The sequence below is a fragment of the Vibrio sp. Isolate25 genome (assembly GCF_022398025.1).
Lineage (GTDB): Bacteria > Pseudomonadota > Gammaproteobacteria > Enterobacterales > Vibrionaceae > Vibrio > Vibrio coralliilyticus_A.
In genome coordinates, this window is sequence record NZ_JAKEUT010000011.1 from 82,337 (window position 1) to 104,236 (window position 21,900).

Consider the following 21,900-nt stretch of genomic DNA (forward strand, 5'->3'; position numbering starts at 1 on the left):
AATCACGGATTGGCGAAAAGTCACAATGAGAGTTTTAGATATGGCGGCGTTGCACAAACTGTCTCAAAAATTAGGCGAATGCCTGAAACAGCATAATTTAATTCTGACCACTGCAGAGTCTTGCACTGGCGGTGGTGTCTCTTCCGCAATTACCGATATTGCTGGCAGCTCTGCTTGGTTTGACCGTGCATTTATTACGTACAGTAATGAAGCGAAAATGGAAATGCTCGGTGTTAAAGATTCGACACTAGTTGATCATGGTGCGGTGAGTGAAGAAACTGTTATTGAAATGGTGCAAGGTGCGATCAAGCATTCAAAGGCGAATATTGGCGTATCCATCAGCGGTATTGCAGGACCGGATGGTGGAAGCGTCGAAAAACCTGTAGGTACAGTGTGTTTTGCTTGGGCTGATGAAAGTGGATGGCTGAAAGCGGCGACATACTGCTTTGATGGCAACCGGAGTGAAGTTCGCAGGCAAGCGGTCGAAGTTGCGCAAAAGGTACTGTATGAGGAAGTTAGTCAGCGTGAGTAATCGGAGAGGTTTAAAATAAAAACTTTTATAAATTAAATAGATATAATCTATATCTAAAAAAATTGTCTGCAGCTATAGACACTGTATGAATCAACAGTATAATAATTTTCATTGATTGCTCAGGATGGTTCCAGAGCAGAACAGAAGAATTCAAAGATCATCAATGCATTGATGAACAAATCGGAGAAAGTGATGGACGATAACAAACAGAAAGCGCTCGCCGCTGCGCTCGGTCAGATTGAAAAGCAATTCGGTAAAGGCTCTATTATGCGCCTTGGTGACAACCGCGCTATGGATGTTGAAACCATCTCTACAGGCTCACTTTCTCTCGACATCGCACTTGGTGCTGGTGGTCTGCCAATGGGGCGTATCGTTGAAGTATATGGCCCTGAATCTTCAGGTAAAACAACGTTGACCCTTGAGTTGATTGCAGCAGCACAACGTGAGGGGAAAACTTGTGCCTTTATCGATGCTGAGCACGCTTTGGATCCTGTCTACGCTAAGAAACTGGGTGTAGATATTGATGCCCTACTGGTTTCTCAGCCAGATACAGGTGAACAAGCGCTTGAGATCTGTGATGCATTAGCTCGATCTGGCGCTATCGATGTTATGGTCGTTGACTCAGTTGCGGCTCTAACACCTAAAGCTGAAATTGAAGGGGAAATGGGCGACAGCCACATGGGTCTTCAAGCTCGTATGCTTTCCCAAGCTATGCGTAAGTTAACGGGTAACCTGAAACAGTCAAACTGTATGTGTATTTTCATCAACCAAATCCGTATGAAGATTGGTGTGATGTTTGGTAACCCTGAAACCACAACGGGTGGTAATGCTCTTAAGTTTTACGCTTCAGTTCGTCTTGATATTCGCCGTACAGGCTCTATCAAAGAAGGTGATGAAGTGGTGGGTAACGAGACTCGCATTAAAGTGGTTAAGAATAAGATTGCAGCACCGTTTAAGCAGGCTGAAACTCAGATTATGTACGGCGCAGGCTTTAACCGTGAAGGTGAGTTGATTGACTTAGGTGTGAAGAATAAGCTAGTTGAAAAAGCTGGCGCTTGGTATAGCTACAATGGTGATAAAATTGGCCAAGGTAAAGCCAATGCATGTAAGTACTTACGTGAAAACCCAGCTGCCGCTCAGCAAATTGACACCAAATTACGCGAGCTCTTACTGACTCCAGCAGAAATCCAACCAGATGACGCTGAGTTAGGTGAAATGCCAGAGCAAGAAGAGCTATAAAGTTATCTGGTTACTAAATTTAAAGCCCTGCAACAGCAGGGCTTTGTTGTATTTGGTGTGATGGAATAATCAATTACTTATTATGTTTCAACGTAAGCCTCCCACTTTATCCAGTAAAGAAATGGCGATTTACCTTCTTAGTCGGCGTGATCACGGAGAATATGAGCTGTATCAGAAGCTCGCAATGAAAGGGTACGATGACGATGCGATTCAAGAAGCTGTCAATTTTTGTTTAGATCATAACTATCTTGATGATCTGCGTTTCGCAAAAAGCCAGATAAGGCAACATGTCTATAAAGGGCATGGAGAGCGTCGAATTCGCCAAGAGCTTAAACAAAAACGAGTGCCTGATTCAGTTATTGAGCAAGCAATGGAAGAAGAGCCACAAGATTGGTTCGAGTTAGCAAAAAATGCAGCGGAGAAGAAATTCAAAGGAATCCACGCTAAGGACCAAAAAGAGTACGCCAAACAGGTGCGTTTTCTTCAATACCGGGGGTATAGTTTTGAACAAATTAGCTATGTTCTGAGCTCTGATAACGAGGACTGATATTAAGTAACCGCACGATTTATAGATTTACGTTGCATTAATACATCATTCCGTTCTTTTCTGCGAGAAAACTAGTCGAAGCGTTAACCATGATCTACAATAGCGCAAAATTCTAACTCGACTATTTTCAGGAAGAGCTGCATGTACATGAGCACTGATGAGGTTCGTAACGCGTTCCTCAAGTTTTTTGAGAGCAAAGGACACCAAATCGTAGACAGTTCATCGTTGGTTCCACATAACGATCCAACCCTGCTATTCACAAACGCAGGTATGAACCAATTCAAAGATTGCTTCTTAGGCGCTGAAAAGCGTGCCTACACACGAGCAACGACAGCTCAGCGTTGTGTACGTGCAGGTGGTAAACACAATGATCTTGAAAATGTTGGTTTTACAGCCCGCCATCATACGTTTTTCGAAATGTTGGGTAATTTTAGCTTCGGTGATTATTTCAAAGAAGATGCAATTGCCTTTGCATGGGAATTCCTAACCGAAACACTTCAGCTGCCGAAAGATCGTTTACTGGTTACCGTTTACGAAACTGATGACGAGGCATTTGACATCTGGAACAAGAAGGTTGGTGTGCCAGCTGATCGTATCGTCCGTATCGGTGATAAAGAAGGCGGTAAACAGTACGAGTCAGATAACTTCTGGACTATGGGTGACACAGGTCCTTGTGGTCCATGTACGGAGATCTTCTACGATCACGGTGAACATATTTGGGGTGGACGCCCAGGTACACCTGAAGAAGACGGTGACCGTTTCATCGAAATCTGGAACAACGTTTTCATGCAGTTTAACCGTCATGCAGATGGTACGATGGAGCCGCTACCTAAGCCTGCTGTTGATACAGGTATGGGTATTGAGCGTATTTCTGCAATCATGCAAGGCGTTCACTCAAACTACGAAATCGACGTTTTCCAACAGCTAATCAAAGCGGCAGCAGAAACGATCGGCTACGAAGACCTATCTAATCAATCACTACGCGTTATTGCAGACCACATACGTTCATGTTCATTCTTGATCGTTGATGGTGTGATGCCTTCAAACGAAGGTCGTGGTTACGTGCTACGTCGTATCATTCGTCGTGCTGTTCGTCATGGTAACAAGCTGGGGGCGAAGGAAGTATTCTTCCACAAACTGGTTGGTGTTCTTGCTGAAGTCATGGGTACTGCGGGCGAAGAGCTTAAAAAGCAACAAGCGGTTGTTGAAAAAGTGCTACGCATCGAAGAAGAGAACTTTGGCCGCACTCTAGAGCGTGGTATGGCGATTCTAAATGAAGCGCTTGACAGCCTAGACGGTAAAATCCTTGATGGTGAAACCGTATTTAAGCTTTACGATACCTACGGATTCCCTGCTGACTTGACTAACGATGTTGCGCGCGAGCGTGATTTTGCGATCGATGAAGAAGGTTTCGAGAAAGCGATGGAAGCGCAGCGCCAACGTGCTCGTGAAGCTGGTCAATTTGGTACTGATTACAACGCAACGATCAAAACGGAAGAGCAAACCGAGTTCTGCGGCTACACAGGTACGGAAGGTAAGAGCAATGTTGCTGAAATCTTTGTTGAAGGTGAAGCGACGAGCTCTTTATCAGCTGGCGATAAAGCGATCATCATCCTTGGTGAAACACCATTCTACGCAGAATCAGGTGGCCAGTGTGGTGACGCTGGTATTCTAAAAACTGAATCTGGCCTGTTCCAAGTAGAAGATACTCAGAAGCTAGGTAATGCCATTGCACACCACGGTGTTCTAGCGGAAGGTGTGCTAGCGAAAGGTGATGAAGTTGAAGCCATTGTTGATGCTGAGCGTCGCGCTGCTATCTCTTTGAACCATTCAGCAACGCATTTGCTGCATTCCGCTCTGCGCAAAGTTCTAGGCGAGCATGTTACGCAGAAGGGCTCTCTAGTTAAGCCTGAAAACTTACGTTTTGACTTTTCTCATCTAGAAGCGGTAACCCCTGCAGAACTAAAAGAAGTCGAGCGTCTGGTCAACGCGCAAATTCGTCGTAACCACAACATCGAAACCAATATCATGGACATTGAGTCTGCTAAGCAGAAGGGCGCAATGGCTCTATTCGGTGAGAAATACGACGACGAAGTGCGTGTCTTGTCTATGGGAGATTTCTCTACTGAACTTTGTGGTGGCATCCACGCAGAGAACACCGGCGACATCGGTCTATTCAAGATAACATCTGAAGGTGGTATCGCCGCAGGTATCCGTCGTATCGAAGCTGTCACTGGTGAAGCGGCTCTAGATGCTATCGAAGAGCAACAAGCGAAGTACGAAGAAAAATTGGCAGAGTCAGTATTAAAAGCGAAAGCGTTAGAAAAAGAGATCCAGAAGCTGAAAGACAAGATGGCTGCGGCAGAAAGCGCAAACATCATGGGGAAAGCTCAGGAAATCAACGGTGTTAAGGTACTTATCGCGGCGATGGAAGGGGCTGATCCAAAGAACCTTCGTACTATGGTTGACGACATCAAGAACCAGATGGGCAGTGGTGTTGTTATGTTGGCGAACGTCAATAGTGAGAAGATCGGTCTTATCGCGGGCGTGACTAAGGATCTCATCGATAAAGTAAAAGCGGGTGATCTTGTTAAGATGGTCGCTGAGCAAGTTGGTGGTAAAGGTGGTGGTCGTCCTGATATGGCTCAGGCGGGGGGGACCGACGTTGCCGCGCTTCCTGATGCAATTAAGTCAGTCCAGCCATGGCTTGAAGAACGCCTTTAAAAGCTAATTTAATATTTTTACGCTCAATCAATAGTTTGATTGGGCGTAATTTTTTTCTATTGACCAAGTGGTTTAATGGCGCAGTTGTTGTGTGCTATTCAGCGACTTGGTTTTTGTTATTACTGCTGCAGACAATATTCAACTAATTGAAAGCAGCCTAATGAGACTTTGGTCTTGGGAAGGTGAAGACTGGTGAAAAAGCCCCTTATCGTGCAAAAGTTTGGTGGAACCTCTGTAGGTTCAATTGAAAGAATCCACAGAGCCGCCAAGCACATCATTAAGGCGAAAAATGATGGTAATCAAGTTGTTGTAGTTGTGTCAGCAATGTCTGGAGAGACAAACCGACTTATGGATTTGGCAAAGCAAGTAGACAGCGTGCCAACAGCCCGAGAACTTGATGTTTTGCTTTCTGCTGGTGAGCAGGTGTCGATGGCACTGCTGGCAATGACTCTGAATAAATTAGGTTATGCCGCACGCTCACTTACCGGAGCACAGGCGAATATTGTGACGGACAATCAACACAATGACGCGACGATTAAAGACATTAATACATCAACAATTGAACAACTCCTAGCACATGACAACATAGTGATAATTGCAGGGTTTCAAGGTATTAATGAGAATGGGGACATCACGACTTTAGGCCGAGGTGGCTCGGACACCAGCGCTGTCACACTGGCAGGGGCTTTACAGGCCGAAGAGTGCCAGATCTACACTGATGTTGATGGGATATACACTTGTGATCCTCGCACAGTGGCTAATGCTAAAAAGCTGGATGTGATTGATTTTCCTTCGATGGAGGAAATGGCACGTAAAGGCGCAAAAGTACTCCACCTACCGTCGGTTCAGTATGCTTGGCAACACAATGTTCCTCTTCGCGTGCTTTCCACCTTTGATAATAACCAAGGCAGTCTTGTGAAAGGTCATGAATGCCAGAAGGCTATCTGTGGTGTGGCTATCCAGCGTGAGATGCTAATGATCAAGGTCGACCGAGATACATTTTGTAGCTTTGAGAAGCAATGTCAGATGTTAGGAGTGACGATTTGGAATGTGATCGACCATGCAGAATGGGTAGGTGTGGTGATAAAACACGATGCTTATGCAAAACTGGATCTGGTTTTCGGTGACAAAATCCGTAATAGTGAAGACGTTAGCCTACTAACTGTCGTGGGCGTTCAGGTCGAAGGATTGGTTGAACCGTCTTATGCCTTGCTGTCAGAGCAGGGGATGGGTGCGTTGCACTATGCAGTGAATCCGCGGTCGTTGGTGCTGGTATTGAAACCGGAATACGTCGACAAAGCTGCGAACATACTGCATGATGCTTACATCACTTCTGCAGAGGCTCTCGGTAGCCAGCAAAAACATGCCTTTTTAGGTTAATTTGGTTCGAGAATAGAGTTTACGAAAATATAACTTTTGTTGGATAATGGCCTCGTAGCAAGAAAAATCAGAGATTACTCAAGGAGCACAGAATGCTAATTTTAACTCGCCGCGTTGGCGAAACTCTAATGATCGGTGACGAAGTCACAGTCACAGTACTGGGTGTTAAAGGCAACCAGGTACGTATTGGTGTTAATGCACCAAAAGAGGTGTCTGTTCACCGCGAAGAAATCTACATGCGCATTCAAGCAGAAAAAGGTAATGGTAACCCTGCATCAGGCAACTACTAATTACACGAAAAGGCTGACATTATGTCAGCCTTTTTTGTATTATCACTCGGCACATTTATAGTAAAAAGAGCGAATTAGTATCGCTTTGATTAAATAGCCAACGGTTGGTTAACTTTTTGCTGATTTTACCAAGAAAATGTTTGACATATTTTCGGTAAATCGTAATATGTGCCTCCGCAAGACGGTGAGGTGGCCGAGAGGCTGAAGGCGCTCCCCTGCTAAGGGAGTATGCGGTTTGTAGCCGCATCGAGGGTTCGAATCCCTCCCTCACCGCCATTCTTGCACTGCTCCTCGGAGCTTGCTTTAAAACAAGCATTGCGCGCTCGTAGCTCAGCTGGATAGAGTACCTGGCTACGAACCAGGCGGTCGAAGGTTCGAATCCTTCCGAGCGCGCCATATTTCCTTACCAGGGAATAAAACGGTGAGGTGGCCGAGAGGCTGAAGGCGCTCCCCTGCTAAGGGAGTATGCGGTTTGTAGCCGCATCGAGGGTTCGAATCCCTCCCTCACCGCCATTAATTGGCCTATGGTCAATTTTTTTGTTTTAAAGAAAAGTTAGTGTGATATACTTCACAACTCTCTTTTGAGAGAATATTGCGCGCTCGTAGCTCAGCTGGATAGAGTACCTGGCTACGAACCAGGCGGTCGAAGGTTCGAATCCTTCCGAGCGCGCCACTATTTCGTTTAGTAAGCTGCAAGCTTGTTGAACATCCCGTGCGTCCTTAGCTCAGCTGGATAGAGTACCTGGCTACGAACCAGGCGGTCGGAGGTTCGAATCCTCCAGGACGCGCCACTCTTTAAGGTCATTAGACCTGATATTGATGTTATCGATATCAAACATTGCGCGCTCGTAGCTCAGCTGGATAGAGTACCTGGCTACGAACCAGGCGGTCGAAGGTTCGAATCCTTCCGAGCGCGCCATTTATTAGAGCCCTGCTAGAAATAGCGGGGTTTTTTATTAACATTCTATTATCAATTTATTAACTTTATTTTTAAAAGTTGATGTTTTCTAAGAGCTTTTTTGAGAAACATTATCCCTATCGCAGTAATCGTCCGATTTATCTAATAACTTCATAAAATCGGCAGTTATTTATCCTTATATCGTCTCATATTGCAGATTTATGTGATTTGTATGACGCAATCATCCCTAGAAATGTGCAATATCATCAAGACTGCTTTAAACAAAATTGACAAAGTTTAACCAATCGAGATAATCCTAGACCTCTTATCGGGATATTTGACTACTTTTCCTGAAAGAAAACGTCAGCACAGAACTGACGTCAAAAAGGGCATTTAGGACACGAAGTCCCAATAATTAAATGGCCAATATCTTGTCAGGATGACAAAGAAAGGATGCTTAAAATGGAAAATGTTGGAAGCCTGCTAGTAGATGCTGCGACCCTAATGCTTACAGGGATGGCCGTAGTATTTATATTCCTAACTATTCTCGTCTATCTCGTTCGGTTAATGTCTAAGCTGGTGCCAGAAGAAGTGCCAGAGCCGATCGCTACACCGAAACAAAATAATAAAATTCAACCAACCTCTTCTGCTATTAGCCACAAGGTCGTTGCTGCGATTGCCGCAGCTGTGCATCAACATCGCACGTCAACCGCTAAGTAGCACTTAAATGGATTAAAAGGAGTTAATGAGCATGTCTAAACCACTAGCTTTAACCGACGTGGTGCTTCGTGACGCCCATCAGTCGCTGTTTGCAACGCGTATGCGTCTTGAAGATATGTTACCTATCGCAGCGGAGCTCGATAAAGTGGGGTACTGGTCTTTAGAAACCTGGGGCGGTGCTACTTTTGATGCATGCATCCGTTTTCTAGGAGAAGACCCATGGGAGCGCTTGCGTGAGCTTAAAAAAGCGATGCCCAATACACCAATGCAAATGCTGCTTCGTGGCCAAAACCTGCTAGGTTACCGCCACTACGCAGATGATGTGGTTGAAAAATTTGTTGAGCGTGCACACGCCAATGGTATGGATGTGTTCCGCATCTTTGATGCAATGAACGATGTGCGCAATTTCCAGAAAGCGGTCAAGGCAGCAGTCGATGTTGGTGCTCACGCACAAGGTACGCTTTCTTATACTACTAGCCCGGTTCACAATACCGACACTTGGGTTGATCTGGCGAAGCGTCTTGAAGATCTTGGTTGCCACTCTTTATGCATTAAAGATATGTCAGGTTTGCTTAAGCCATATGAAGCCGAAGAGCTGATCACACGAATTAAGTCTTCTACCGATATTCCTTTAGCACTTCACTGTCACGCAACGACTGGCTTATCTACTGCGACAGCAGTCAAAGCAGCCGAAGCTGGAGTCGATATTCTTGATACTGCGATTTCCTCAATGAGTTGCACTTACGGTCACACTCCGACGGAAACTGTGGTGGCTATGTTGCAAGGTACAGAGCGTGATACCAACCTTAAGTTAGACCAGATCGAACCAATAGCGGCATACTTCCGTGAAGTGCGTAAGAAGTACGCCAAATTTGAAGGTCAATTGAAAGGCGTTGATTCACGTATTCTGATTGCTCAAGTGCCGGGAGGTATGCTGACCAATATGGAAGGTCAGCTGAAAGAGCAGGGTGCAGCGGATCGTATTGATGAAGTATTGCAAGAGATCCCTCGTGTCCGAAAAGATCTGGGCTACATCCCACTTGTAACGCCCACATCGCAGATTGTTGGTACACAAGCCGTGATTAATGTACTTACGGGTGAGCGCTATAAGAGCATCACCAAAGAAACGGCTGGTGTTCTTAAAGGGGAATACGGTGAAGCTCCGGCTGCAGTGAACGCGGAACTACAGACAAAAGTGCTGGATGGTGCTGAAGCGATTACCTGCCGTCCTGCGGATCTTCTTGAAGCGGAAATGGATACTCTGACTGACGATTTACTCGCAAAAGCAAAACAGGAAGGGATTTCTCTCGCTGAAGACACCGTGGATGATGTACTGACTTACGCATTATTCCCCCAGGTTGGTCTTAAGTTCCTTAAGAACCGCAGAAACCCTGATGCATTCGAGCCTGCTCCATGGTTAGAAGAGTCCCCGGTTTCTGCGCCTGTAGCGCAACCCGCTCAAGGTAGTATTGAGACATACAGTGTTAAAGTGGATGGTCAGGTTTATGATGTCGAAGTTGGTCCGCAAGGTCAGCTAACATCTGTAGCGCCTACTAGTTCGGCTGCTCAGCCAACAGCAGCTCCGGTTGCGTCCTCGGGGAGTTCAGAAACTGTTCCTGCTCCTTTGGCTGGGAACATTTTTAAAGTGAATGTTCAAACTGGTGCTCAGGTTGAAGAAGGTGAAGTTCTTCTGATCCTCGAAGCGATGAAAATGGAAACGGAAGTCCGTGCTGCCCGAAGTGGCACTGTGCAAGATCTTCACGTCAAAGAAGGTGATGCAGTTACGGTCGGTGCACCACTGCTGAGTCTGGCATAAGGGAGTATCATGGACGGATTAATGACCTTATGGTCAGAAACAGGGATTGCTAACTTTGAATTTGGTCAGATCTGCATGATTCTAGTTGGCTGTATTTTGTTGTTTTTGGCTATACGTAAAGGCTTTGAGCCCTTGCTGCTTCTGCCGATTGGTTTTGGTGCCATCTTGGCCAATATTCCAAATGCTGGTTTTACCGACGAAGGTGGTCTACTGTACTACGTCTACTATGTGGGGATTGAATCGGGTATCTTCCCGTTGCTTATCTTCATGGGAGTTGGGGCGATGACCGACTTCGGTGCTCTGATTGCTAACCCCAAGACCTTGTGGTTAGGTGCTGCAGCACAATTTGGCATATTTGCTACCTTGTTTGGCGCAATTTTGCTTAATTACGTACCGGGTATGGAATTCAGCATGTCTGATGCTGCTTCGATTGCCATTATTGGGGGCGCTGATGGACCAACCGCGATTTTCCTTGCCAGTCAACTGTCCCCTGATTTGTTGGGGGCCATAGCGGTAGCAGCATACAGCTATATGGCATTGGTACCCATCATTCAGCCACCAATCATGAAAGCGCTGACAACACCCGAGGAACGTAAGGTTAAGATGGCTCAGCTACGCCATGTCGGCAAAGCTGAAAAAATTCTCTTCCCACTTGCCGTGTTGTTGATGACGATCTTGTTCCTACCTTCCGCAACCCCGCTGGTTGGTATGTTCTGTCTCGGTAACTTGATGCGCGAAGCTGGGGTGGTGGATAGATTGTCGAAAACAGCGCAGAACGAGTTGATCAATATTGTCACCATCTTCCTTGGTTTAGGCGTTGGCTCCAAGCTTCAGGCTGATGAGTTCCTCAATGTTGAGACCTTGGGCATTCTTGCCTTAGGTGCGGTTGCCTTCAGTATTGGTACAGCGGGCGGTGTCTTAATGGCTAAACTGCTGAACAAGTTCTCCAAAGAAGATATTAACCCACTGATCGGTGCCGCTGGAGTATCTGCGGTACCGATGGCGGCGCGTGTGGTGAACAAGGTTGGCTTGGAGGCTAACCCACAAAACTTTCTCCTGATGCATGCCATGGGGCCGAACGTGGCAGGCGTTTTAGGCTCCGCAGTGGCGGCAGGTATTCTCCTTGCGTTGGTGAATTAACGTAAGTTATGAGTCAAATTGAGAATAGGCAGTTAACTTACTAGCAATAAATGGTATATATTCAAAGGGATGCTTTCGCATCCCTTTTTCGTATCGATAGGGAAATGATGAAATGGAAAATAAACAAATCGCGATAACCCAATTTGGTGATCCTGAAGTCTTAACCATTCAAACCAACGCTGTGCCTGAACCCCAACAAGGTGAGGTGTTGATTAAGGTCGCTTTTGCTGGCGTTAACCCTATCGATGTTAAAACTCGTGCTGGCCTTGGTTGGGCGGCTTCGCAGAATAAAGACAATCTACCGTGGGTGCCTGGCTATGATGTTTCAGGTGAAGTTGTGGGTTGTGGGGAACAGGCAGAACGATTTACTGCTGGTGATAAAGTGGCTGGCTTTATTGGTTTCCCTCTTCGTGGGGGCGGGTATAGCCAGTATGTTTGTGTCCCAGAGACAGAGCTGAGCTTGGTACCTGATTCCATCACATTAGAAGCTGCGGCGGTGCTGCCTCTTGCTGGGCAAACTGCGGTTCAAGCTTTAGATAAAGCGAGTGTTCAAGAAGGGCAGAGAGTGCTGATTCTCGCTGGTGCAGGTGGTGTTGGTCATATTGCTATTCAGGTTGCGGTGGCAGCTAAAGCAGAAGTATTCACGACTTGTAGCGAAGCCAACCTTGATTACATGGCGACGTTAGGTGCTCACGCCGTGAACTACCAATTCTCTCCTGTTTCCGAACGTGTTGAGGAAGCAGACGTACTGATTGATTTAGTGGGTGGTGATGCTGCACTGGATGCGCTCAAGTGTCTGAAAGATGGTGCTAAAGTGGTTACTGTACCGACTATTACAGCAGAGCTGATCTGTGAAAAAGCCAAATTACTTGGTTTTGAAGCGACTGGCATGCTAGTTGATCCGAACCCTGAGCAGTTAGATGCGTTAATTTATATGGTCAGTGTTGGATTACTCAAAACAGAGATCCAGCATATCTACCCAATGGATCAGGTGATGGACGCGCATAAACAGATTGAAACAGGGCATACGCGAGGCAAGATCTTGCTTGGTATGCAATGCTAGAGGCGTTTAACGCCGCGTTTGAAAGTATCGCTCTGTGGTTTTCTGATTCTGCACTCTGGGTTTTGTTTCTTTCTGGTTTCCTGAGTGCAACGCTACTACCTGGGGGCTCAGAAGCTGGACTGATCGCTACTCTGAGCCTCAATCAATTTTCTACTCTATCTATTATTGCTGTGGCGACCCTAGGTAACACCTTGGGAGGCCTGACCAACTACTGGCTGGGTTTGTGGCTACCAAATCGAACTCAAGACGAAAAACATGGTCATAAAGCACTACAGTGGTTGGGGCAATATGGTTACTGGTCCCTTTTATTTAGCTGGTTGCCCGTGATTGGTGACCCGCTTTGTCTGGCTGCAGGTTGGTTACGTATGCGTTTCTGGCCTTGTTTATGGTTGATCATGGTGGGTAAAGCCATACGATATTGCCTGTTAGCCGCTCTTTACTATGGTTTTTTCTGAGGAGATATCATGAGAAAAATCTGGCTAGGTGCCTTTTCTCTCGTTGCTCTTTATGGTTGTGCCAACAATCCATTATCGTCTGGTTCTCATCTGTCTTCACTCCCACAAGGAGTTTCTCTGATTGAAGACGTTCAGGCACAGCCTGGTAAGGCTATGATTCCTTACTCTAAATATCAGCTTGCGAACGGCTTGACCGTTATTCTTTCTCCCGATGATTCTGATCCTTTGGTCCATGTTGATGTTACTTACCATGTTGGGTCTGCTCGCGAAGAGATTGGTAAATCGGGTTTTGCCCACTTTTTCGAACATATGATGTTTCAAGGCAGCGAACATGTCGGTGATCAAGAACACTTTAAGATCATTACTGAAGCTGGGGGAACGCTTAACGGTACGACCAACCGCGATCGGACTAACTACTTCGAAACTGTGCCGTCTAATCAGCTAGAGAAAATGCTGTGGTTAGAATCCGATCGTATGGGTTTTTTGCTAGATGCAGTGTCACAGCGTAAGTTTGAGATCCAGCGAGATACAGTTAAAAATGAACGGGCTCAGAATTATGATAATCGCCCATATGGTCTGATGTGGGAAAAAATGGGTGAAGCGCTTTACCCTGAGGGACATCCTTATTCTTGGCAAACGATCGGCTATGTTGAAGACTTAGATCGTGTTGATGTGAATGATCTCAAAGCTTTCTTCTTGCGTTGGTATGGACCGAATAATGCGGTACTCACCATCGGTGGGGATATTAATGTTGAACAGACGCTGCACTGGGTTAATAAGTATTTCGGTTCTATTCCTGAAGGGCCAGAAGTCAAGCAGGCACCAAAGCAACCTGCTGTTCTCAATGAAGATAAATACATTACGTTGGAAGACCGTATCCAACAACCTATGGTTTTGGTGGGTTGGCCGACGACATATCGTGGAGAAAAGACAGAAGCTTCACTGAATGCATTGGCTAATGTATTAGGTAAGGGGGCAAATAGTCTGCTTTATCAAGACCTCGTTAAAACGCAAAAAGCGGTGGACGCCGGTGCATTCCAAGATTGCTCTGAATTGGCGTGTAATTTCTACGTTTATGCCATGGCTCCATCAGGTGAGAAAGGCAAACTGAAACCGCTGTATGATGAGTTGATGCAGACATTAGAGAAGTTTGAAGAGCGAGGTGTAGATCAAACTCGCTTGGATCAGATCACCGGTATGGCCGAAGCCAATGCGGTATTTGCGTTACAGAGTGTGAAAGGAAAAGTGACTCAACTCGCATCAAACCAGACTTTCTTCGGCCAGCCGGATCGTTTGCAAACTCAGCTCGAGCAGATTCGTGCGGTCTCACCAGAGTCGGTTATGAAGGCTTATCAGGATTATGTGAACGGTCACCATAAAGTTACGTTGAGTGTCGTTCCGAAAGGCAAGCTAGATTATGTGGTCACACCCGCTACATTCATCACTCCAGAACGTACCTTGCCAGAATACACCAAGATCAAGGAGCAAGATCTCGCCTATCGTCGTCCAGTGGATGACTTTGACCGTTCAGTAATGCCAGAAGTCGCTGAAGCAGTGAAAGCCCAGATGCCTAAGTTGTACAAGCTGTATTTTGATAATGGCGCAGAGCTGCTAGGTACGGAAAGCAGGGAAACCCCAACGGTTCAACTGGAAATTCGTTTCCCAGCCGGAGAGCGGTATGTTCAGCCGGGTAAGGAAGGCTTAGCGAATTTGACTGCTGCTATGATGGAAGAGGGGACGTTAGATTCCACGGTTGAACAGTTGCAAGCGAGGCTGGATAAACTAGGCAGTACGGTTTCCATTAATGCTGCAAACTACACGACCAGTATCTCCGTTTCCAGCCTAGAGAAAAATCTAGCTCAAACACTGGCCATTGTGGAAGAAGTGTTATTTAAACCGGCGTTTAATGAATCTGACTTTGAGCGTAATAAACAACAGATGCTTGAGGGTATTGTTTATCAGCATCAGAAGCCGAGCTGGTTGGCTTCTCAAGCAACCAGACAAGTACTGTTCTCTGGTTCTATCTACCAGCGTCCTAATGATGGAACGAAAGAGTCGGTGGCTGCGTTGACTTTGGATGATGTTAAAGCATTTTATCGTCAGCATTACACCCCACATGGCGCGCAGATTGTTGTGGTTGGCGATATTTCCAAACGTCAGGTTAAAAAACAACTCGCCTTCTTGGAAAATTGGCAAGGTGAAGAAGCTCCTTTACTTCGCCCACAGTTGGTTGAGCAAACCAATGCACAAAAAATTTACCTAGTAGATAAGCCAGGGGCACCACAAAGTATTGTTCGCTTTGTCCGTCATGGGCTGCCTTTTGATGCAACAGGTGAAGTTTATCTAACTCAGCTTGCTAACTTTAATTTGGCTGGAAACTTCAATAGCCGAATCAATCAGAACCTACGTGAAGATAAAGGCTATACCTATGGTGCAAGTGGTTACTTTGCTGCTAACAGAGAAGTGGGAGCAATTGTCTTCTCGGCTCAGGTTCGGGCTGACTCTACTCTCGAGTCAATTAAAGAGTTTGAAAAAGAGTTGGAGCAATACAGCAAACAGGGTATGACTGACGAAGAAATGAAATTTTTACGTTTAGCAGTTGGTCAACAAGATGCTCTGAAGTATGAAACACCTTCACAGAAAGCGCAGTTGTTAAGTAGTATTCTGGCTTATAGCTTGGACGAAGATTATCTCAAGCAACGTAATGAGATTGTGGATACGGTCAGTAAAGACACTTTGAACCGAATGGCAGCTAAGTGGTTTACTCCTGATGCCTATCAGATCATTGTTGTTGGTGACGCAAAATTGCTGAAGCCTCAGCTAGAAAGTTTGCAAATCCCGCTAGAAGAGCTTGAAATCGTTCGTTAGAGTACACATAAATTAGAGCATGAGAGAGGGATGGGAGCAGTCTCACCCTCTGATAATTCAAACGGCCCAGAAGTATTTGGGTCAGGACATAAGTGAACCTCATTTTGACTGATTTTGCTGCGCGACTGGAGCGAGTTGCACTAAACCCGAAAATATTTCAATCCTTTGGCCGTGGTGTAGAGAGAGAAACACTGCGTTATCAAAAGGATGGTAGGTTAGCGACAACGCCTCACCCCCAAGCGCTGGGCTCGGCATACGCGAATGATTGGATCACGACTGATTTTTCTGAGTCTTTGTTGGAGTTCATTACTCCAGTATCCAGTGACATAAAAACATTGACTGCGCAGCTTGAGGATATTCATCACTTTACCCAGACGAAGCTGGGCGAAGAGAAAATGTGGCCACTGTCTATGCCATGTTATGTCAGTCAGGAGGACGACATCAATCTTGCCCAATACGGAAGCTCCAACTCTGGCAAGATGAAAACGTTATACCGTGAAGGGCTAAAGCGTCGCTATGGAAGCCTGATGCAAATTATTTCCGGCGTGCATTTCAACTTCTCATTTCCTGAATCTTTCTGGGATGCGTTGTATGGAGAACAGCCTGAAGCCGAGCGCCAGCAAACAAAATCTGACGCTTATTTTGGGCTGATTCGTAATTACTACCGTTTTGGCTGGCTGATTCCTTACTTTTTTGGAGCGTCACCAGCACTATGCTCTTCCTTTGTTCAGGGGCGAGAAACAACTCTGCCTTTTGAGAACATCGGAGAAACGCTATTTCTACCACATGCCACTTCCCTACGCATGAGTGACTTAGGTTATACCAACAGTGCGCAAAGTGTATTGAGGATTGGTTTCAATAGCCTAGATGAGTATTTAGACGGGCTCAACGCGGCAATTCGAACACCATCTGCTGAGTTTGCTGAGATTGGCGTTAAAGTAGAAGGTGAATATCGACAGCTAAACAGTAATGTGCTTCAGATTGAAAATGAACTGTATGCACCGATTCGCCCTAAGCGTGTTGCTAAAGGTGGTGAGAAGCCTTCGGAAGCCTTATCGCGTGGTGGTGTTGAATATATTGAAGTGCGTTCACTTGATGTGAACCCTTACAGTGCCATTGGTATTGATGAGGAGCAGATTCGTTTCTTAGATTTGTTTCTTACTTGGGCGGCGATAACGGAATCCGAACCGATGGATTTTTGTGAACAAGCATGCTGGCGTGAAAACTGGAATAAAGTCATTGAAGCGGGGCGTAAACCTGGCTTAGAACTGCAAATCGGTTGTAAAGGTGAAGTATTGTCATTACAGGATTGGGCTCTACGAGTATTTGACGAGATTCTCCTCATTGCAGAAAAAATGGATGCTGCAGTAGGAGGAGAAGCCTATCAGTCGGTATGCCATAAACTGTTGACTTGGATACACAATCCAGAATTGACCATTTCTGGTCAACTGTTGGCGGATACCAAACGTCTGGGAGGGTTAGGCAAAGTCGGTTGTGATTTTGGTCAGCAATACCGTGAGCAACATTTGAGTCATGTATTCCAAGTGTACAGTGCTCAAGTGATGGAGCAGGAAGTAGAACGTTCACGTATAGCCCAAGTAAACGCGGAACAAGCGGATACGCTAAGTTTTGATGACTTTTTAGATGATTACTTCACCTATTTGAAGGTATAGGAAAACAGTGAAAAGGGCTTTTCTGCTATCGAGTATTGTGATGTTAGGTGGCTGCGCGACGGCTCCACCTAAAAGTCAAAGCAATGCATGTGATATCTTCCGTGAATATCAGGACTGGTATGATGCCGCTGTTGAGATGGAAGAAGAATGGGGAACTCCTATTCAAATTGCGATGGCATTTGTCAAGCAGGAAAGCAGCTTTCGACACGACGCTAGGCCCCCGAAAGATTACCTACTTGGTATTATACCTTGGGGAAGAGTCAGCAGTGCTTATGGCTATGCTCAGGCACAAGATCCAGCTTGGGAAGATTTTCAAAAAGCGACAGGTCATGGTGGTTCTAGGACGAACTTTGATGATTCAATGATGTTCATCGGCTGGTATACCAGTGAAACCCAGAAGCAATTAGGGATCTCTAAGTGGGATCCTTATAATCAGTATTTGGCCTATCATGAAGGGCGTAGTGGTTATAAGCGAAAATCTTATCAATCAAAACCTGCATTGGTAAAAGTTGCTCGCAAAGTCGAGAAGCAGGCAAAGGATTATGGTTGGCAACTCAAACAGTGCCGACAAGAATTGGAAAGTAACCGGAGTTGGTTTTTCTAACCCGGGGCGAAGGAGAAGGACAATGCCATTATTAGATAGCTTTACTGTGGATCACACTCGTATGAATGCACCAGCGGTGCGTGTAGCGAAGACGATGACCACTCCGAAAGGGGATACCATAACAGTGTTTGATTTGCGCTTTACCGCGCCTAACAAAGACATACTTTCGGAGAAAGGTATTCATACGCTTGAGCATTTATATGCGGGCTTTATGCGTAGCCACCTGAATGGTAATAATGTTGAGATTATCGATATTTCCCCTATGGGTTGCCGTACAGGGTTTTATATGAGTCTGATTGGTACACCCTCAGAAGATCAGGTAGCTCAGTCATGGTTATCCGCTATGCAAGACGTGCTCAAGGTCGAAAGTCAGAACAAAATCCCCGAGCTGAACGAATACCAATGTGGTACAGCAGCGATGCACTCTCTAGAGGAAGCAAAGCAAATTGCACAGACAATTATCGATGCGGGAATTAAAGTTAATAAGAACGATGAGTTGGCACTACCAGAGTCGATGCTAAAAGAGTTGAAAGTCGACTAGTCGTTGCATTGGAATAGAAGAGGAAGGCGGCTGCCTTCCTCTTCTTTATTGAACTTTAGGTAAAACAACAACCTGTGTCTTAGCCCAAATGTCATGAAAACCACGTTTTTGCGGATCGATGGGGACAGTCAAATTGGCTAAACCAAATCCTGAAGTAGCAATGCGAATAAGAGCCTGCGTGACAGAAATGGCGCTGCCATCGGCGTTACGAACTTGTATTTTCCAAGCCCTCATCCCAAGAGTTTGTCCTGCCTGAGTCCAGAAGAAAACAAAGAAATAAATCCAGACAACCGCTAGGTAGAGAGTATAAGTCGGTCCCCATATCGGATGATTAGTAAGAAAGTCGCTTACATCTGTATAAGGAGCGACATGAAAGGCACCCATAGCGACTAAGGCATGTAAAACGGCAATAACAATGCCTGCTGCCATCATTTCAATCGCAATGACGATTAAACTATCGTAAAACAATGCGCCAAGGCGACGCATTAGACCTGCTGGTGGCAGGGTGTCTGTTGTCGACATATTAACTTACCCAAATTTAATAAGGCGTCAGAATATAGCTTCACCGTGAGTCTGAAAAGAGACTTTGCGCACAGCTTAATAATTTGTGGTGATTTTATCAGCAAACGGCAATCAATTCAGTCTTTTGCACTTGCACGAATACTTTGCTTACGTATAATGCCAACCATCAAAGGGCAACAGCCCAAAGATGCCGGTGTGGTGAAATTGGTATACACGACGGATTCAAAATCCGTTGCCTTCGGGCGTGGCGGTTCAAGTCCGCCCACCGGTACCATATTTAAACAACAAAGCCTCGACGAAAGTCGGGGCTTTGTTGTACTTGTCTGTTATAAATATAAAACTAGGTCGAAGTTCTAGAACGAAATGTCTCCTGACTGTAGGCAGGCTATCAATTCTAAGCATGGCCAATAGCTGGGAAGCTTGTTTTTATCTTGTTTGAATTATGCCCTGCCTGCAAAACCTCTCTCGTCGTTATACTTCTTTCGTCCTTACTAGCGATAATAAAAATCTTCAAATTTTTCTATTAGTTAAGTAAATATTGTCTATCTTTTAGAGAGAAGAAATTTCTGAAAGGATTCAATCAATGTATCAACTCACCCCTTACTTGTTTTTCGCTGGACGCTGTGATGAAGCGCTAGACTTCTACTGCCAAGCGTTTGGTGGGGTTGTGGTCACCAAGCAATACTTTAAGGACTCACCTCAACAAATAGAGGGCGCTGATCCCGATTGGATCATGCATGCAGAGTGCGAAGCATTCGGTATGAAGTTAATGCTTTCAGATGGCTTAGTCGCGAAGGAACGTTCTGGTAATCATATTGCACTGTCTCTGGTGTTTGATGACATCAATGATCAGGCCAGAGTCTTTGATAAATTATCCCACGGTGGGAATATTATGATGCCACTTGCCGACACGTTTTGGGGGGCTCGTTTTGGTAAAATTGAAGATAAATTTGGGGTTCGTTGGATGTTACATTGTGAGTTGGTTAAGTAACTTCGCAAACTGACGCAGCCTCTTTACTTGCTAAGGGTTGTTAGTGGTGAATTCTGCGTGTGAGTTGCCTAAAATGATAAATCAATTAATGAAGATTAAGTTGTATATAAATCGTGGCTAGCATAAAAATAACTGTAGACAGACTTCAGCCAGGGTTGCATATCCGACTTCCAGTCAAATGGAATGAGCACCCCTTTTTGTTTAATAGCTTTAAGATTAAAGACGAAGAACAGATCCGTCTGATCCGTCACTTAGGCATTAAACATGTGTTTATGAACCCTAGCCAGAGTGATACTCAACCTCTCCCTCCACCGACAGAGCCACAGGATAAAGATGAAACTCCGGCAGAACAAATCGATCTTGAAGCACAGAAGCTTTGGAAAGAGAAGCAAGACCGAATTGAAAAACTTAGTGCGTATCGGCGCCGGGTGATTAACTGTGAGAAAGAATTTGAACGTTCACTATCTCGGATGAGAGCGGTGATGAATAAAATTCGTAACCGCCCGGAACAGGCGGTTGATGAAGCTGCCCTATTAGTCGATGACATTGTCGATAAACTGTTGAGTGACGATCATGTGACTTTGCATTTGATGAATGGCAAAAGTGAGTTTGAAGATATTTACTTTCATTGCCTTAATGTCTCAGTTATTGCCATGATGATCGCTCAAGCGAAAAAGCTTGAAGCACAACAGATAAAGGAAGTTGCTTTTGCGGCTTTGTTTCACGATATGGGGAAAGTGAAGGTACCGACTGCTATCGTTCGTAAGCAGACCCCTTTAAGTGAGCCGGAAAAAAACTACCTTAAGCTTCATACTAAATACGGGCTTGATATCGCCAGTAATATGGAGAGTTTTCCAGAAAGTGCCAGAAAGGTTATCGCTCAGCATCATGAATTAAACGATGGCTCAGGTTATCCAGAAGGATTGAAAGAAGATCAAATTGATGAGCTGACGCAAATTATTTCAGTTGCCAATGCTTACGATAACCTATGCCACAGCAACATCCCCTCCGAACAAAAAATTCCATATGTGGCACTGTCTCATCTATATAAAAACTGTAAACATCTATATAACAATGAAAACCTCAACATTCTGATTAAGTTTATGGGGATCTATCCGCCAGGCACTGTTGTTCAGCTGTCTAACGATATGGTTGGTTTGGTTATCTCAGTCAATGCACGTAACATTCTTTTCCCTAATGTGCTTATCTATGATCCTTCGGTCCCAAGAACGCAAGCTCCGATCATTGATTTGGCCGAGAAAGAGATAAAAATCGTGAATGCCATTTTGCCTAACAAACTACCTGATAAAGTACGTGAGTATTTAAACCCTCGCTCTAGGATCTCTTATTTCTTTGATAGTGATGATTAGTTATCCACAGTAATTTGTGGGTAGTTTGATGATAAGTTGAAGATAAAATGGTACTAAATAGGCGCTTGAATGATTAATGGTCATTTAAGCGTTTTTTTTATCGAAAAAGGCAAATTTATGCTTGCCATCCTTTTGGAGCTCCCTATAATGCGCATCCACTGACACGGCAGACGCCACAAGGCTTCAGCAGTGTAAGAGAGGTGAGAAACTTCTGAGAAAATAAGTTTGAAAAAGTGTTTGACTCTTCAAATTATCTCGTTAGAATGCACCTCCGCTTTGAGAGGAAGCCTCTCAAAAGCACAGCTCTTTAACAATATAAACCTATCAATCTGTGTGGGCACTCGTTGATGATAATCCAAATAGTTTCTTCGGAAACAATTTAGGTTTCAATGAWACGAAGTGACCATTGAATCTTCGGATTCAGCACAGTCAATTCAAACATTACTTATGTAATGTTCAGTATTCATTGAGCCGACAAAATCTTAAATTGAAGAGTTTGATCATGGCTCAGATTGAACGCTGGCGGC

The 21,900-nt window shown here is 45.1% G+C and carries 18 protein-coding genes and 7 tRNA genes; 24 read left to right on the top strand and 1 reads right to left on the bottom strand.

The window, feature by feature from the left end:
• The first annotated feature begins 40 nt into the window (after positions 1 to 40).
• The 21 genes from pncC to luxS all read left to right on the top strand — a co-directional run bounded on the left by pncC (position 41) and on the right by luxS (position 18,490).
• Entirely contained in the window at positions 41 to 532 is a 492-nt protein-coding gene (gene pncC, locus L1D15_RS17295) for a nicotinamide-nucleotide amidase (RefSeq protein WP_239876552.1), read from the top strand.
• Between the two features lie 192 nt (positions 533 to 724).
• A complete protein-coding gene (recA, locus tag L1D15_RS17300) occupies positions 725 to 1,771 on the top strand; it encodes a recombinase RecA (RefSeq protein WP_031343405.1) in 1,047 nt (348 codons plus the stop codon).
• An 82-nt stretch (positions 1,772 to 1,853) separates the two neighbouring features.
• Positions 1,854 to 2,318: a recombination regulator RecX gene (gene recX / locus L1D15_RS17305; RefSeq protein WP_239876542.1), complete on the top strand. Its 465-nt coding sequence runs from the start codon at positions 1,854 to 1,856 to the stop codon at positions 2,316 to 2,318.
• A gap of 141 nt (positions 2,319 to 2,459) precedes the next feature.
• Positions 2,460 to 5,042, top strand: coding sequence for an alanine--tRNA ligase (gene alaS / locus L1D15_RS17310; RefSeq protein WP_239876543.1), 2,583 nt, complete (start codon positions 2,460 to 2,462; stop codon positions 5,040 to 5,042).
• Between the two features lie 192 nt (positions 5,043 to 5,234).
• On the top strand, positions 5,235 to 6,422 hold the full coding sequence (locus L1D15_RS17315; protein WP_239876544.1) for an aspartate kinase: 1,188 nt from the start codon (positions 5,235 to 5,237) through the stop codon (positions 6,420 to 6,422).
• 92 nt (positions 6,423 to 6,514) lie between these two features.
• A complete protein-coding gene (gene csrA / locus L1D15_RS17320; RefSeq protein WP_229631383.1) occupies positions 6,515 to 6,712 on the top strand; it encodes a carbon storage regulator CsrA in 198 nt (65 codons plus the stop codon).
• Between the two features lie 183 nt (positions 6,713 to 6,895).
• Positions 6,896 to 6,988: transfer RNA gene (locus tag L1D15_RS17325), tRNA-Ser, on the top strand.
• A 43-nt stretch (positions 6,989 to 7,031) separates the two neighbouring features.
• Positions 7,032 to 7,108, top strand: a tRNA-Arg gene (locus L1D15_RS17330).
• 24 nt (positions 7,109 to 7,132) lie between these two features.
• Positions 7,133 to 7,225 (top strand) — tRNA-Ser (locus tag L1D15_RS17335).
• 83 nt (positions 7,226 to 7,308) lie between these two features.
• Positions 7,309 to 7,385 (top strand) — tRNA-Arg (locus tag L1D15_RS17340).
• A gap of 41 nt (positions 7,386 to 7,426) precedes the next feature.
• Positions 7,427 to 7,503 (top strand) — tRNA-Arg (locus tag L1D15_RS17345).
• A 51-nt stretch (positions 7,504 to 7,554) separates the two neighbouring features.
• Positions 7,555 to 7,631 (top strand) — tRNA-Arg (locus L1D15_RS17350).
• 441 nt (positions 7,632 to 8,072) lie between these two features.
• On the top strand, positions 8,073 to 8,330 hold the full coding sequence (locus tag L1D15_RS17355; RefSeq protein WP_239876545.1) for an oxaloacetate decarboxylase subunit gamma: 258 nt from the start codon (positions 8,073 to 8,075) through the stop codon (positions 8,328 to 8,330).
• A 31-nt stretch (positions 8,331 to 8,361) separates the two neighbouring features.
• Positions 8,362 to 10,146 (top strand): sodium-extruding oxaloacetate decarboxylase subunit alpha, encoded by a 1,785-nt coding sequence (gene oadA / locus L1D15_RS17360; RefSeq protein ID WP_239876546.1) that lies wholly within the window; start codon positions 8,362 to 8,364, stop codon positions 10,144 to 10,146.
• A gap of 9 nt (positions 10,147 to 10,155) precedes the next feature.
• Positions 10,156 to 11,286: a sodium ion-translocating decarboxylase subunit beta gene (locus L1D15_RS17365; RefSeq protein WP_239870971.1), complete on the top strand. Its 1,131-nt coding sequence runs from the start codon at positions 10,156 to 10,158 to the stop codon at positions 11,284 to 11,286.
• 112 nt (positions 11,287 to 11,398) lie between these two features.
• The gene (locus L1D15_RS17370; protein ID WP_239876547.1) at positions 11,399 to 12,349 is read left to right on the top strand and encodes an NADP-dependent oxidoreductase; all 951 of its coding nucleotides are present in this window, start codon (positions 11,399 to 11,401) and stop codon (positions 12,347 to 12,349) included.
• A complete protein-coding gene (locus L1D15_RS17375) occupies positions 12,343 to 12,804 on the top strand; it encodes a YqaA family protein (RefSeq protein ID WP_239876548.1) in 462 nt (153 codons plus the stop codon). The genes L1D15_RS17370 and L1D15_RS17375 overlap by 7 nt, the downstream gene beginning before the upstream one ends.
• Before the next feature lie 9 nt (positions 12,805 to 12,813).
• Complete coding sequence (locus tag L1D15_RS17380) at positions 12,814 to 15,672, top strand: pitrilysin family protein (protein ID WP_239876549.1); 2,859 nt, start codon at positions 12,814 to 12,816, stop codon at positions 15,670 to 15,672.
• A gap of 104 nt (positions 15,673 to 15,776) precedes the next feature.
• Positions 15,777 to 17,345 carry a glutamate--cysteine ligase gene (gene gshA, locus L1D15_RS17385; protein ID WP_239876553.1) on the top strand — a complete coding sequence of 523 codons (1,569 nt, stop codon included), beginning with the start codon at positions 15,777 to 15,779 and terminating at the stop codon, positions 17,343 to 17,345.
• A 7-nt stretch (positions 17,346 to 17,352) separates the two neighbouring features.
• On the top strand, positions 17,353 to 17,949 hold the full coding sequence (locus L1D15_RS17390; protein WP_255905846.1) for a hypothetical protein: 597 nt from the start codon (positions 17,353 to 17,355) through the stop codon (positions 17,947 to 17,949).
• 22 nt (positions 17,950 to 17,971) lie between these two features.
• Positions 17,972 to 18,490 carry an S-ribosylhomocysteine lyase gene (gene luxS, locus L1D15_RS17395; RefSeq protein WP_239838910.1) on the top strand — a complete coding sequence of 173 codons (519 nt, stop codon included), beginning with the start codon at positions 17,972 to 17,974 and terminating at the stop codon, positions 18,488 to 18,490.
• 45 nt (positions 18,491 to 18,535) lie between these two features.
• Here luxS and L1D15_RS17400 read toward each other — a convergent pair whose 3' ends face one another.
• On the bottom strand, positions 18,536 to 19,012 hold the full coding sequence (locus L1D15_RS17400; RefSeq protein WP_239876550.1) for an RDD family protein: 477 nt from the start codon (positions 19,010 to 19,012) through the stop codon (positions 18,536 to 18,538).
• Between the two features lie 189 nt (positions 19,013 to 19,201).
• Between L1D15_RS17400 and L1D15_RS17405 the strand changes: the two genes are divergently transcribed.
• The 3 genes from L1D15_RS17405 to L1D15_RS17415 all read left to right on the top strand — a co-directional run bounded on the left by L1D15_RS17405 (position 19,202) and on the right by L1D15_RS17415 (position 21,373).
• Positions 19,202 to 19,286 (top strand) — tRNA-Leu (locus tag L1D15_RS17405).
• A gap of 309 nt (positions 19,287 to 19,595) precedes the next feature.
• On the top strand, positions 19,596 to 20,003 hold the full coding sequence (locus tag L1D15_RS17410) for a VOC family protein (RefSeq protein WP_239838912.1): 408 nt from the start codon (positions 19,596 to 19,598) through the stop codon (positions 20,001 to 20,003).
• Between the two features lie 113 nt (positions 20,004 to 20,116).
• Positions 20,117 to 21,373: an HD-GYP domain-containing protein gene (locus L1D15_RS17415; protein WP_239876551.1), complete on the top strand. Its 1,257-nt coding sequence runs from the start codon at positions 20,117 to 20,119 to the stop codon at positions 21,371 to 21,373.
• Positions 21,374 to 21,900 lie beyond the last annotated feature (527 nt).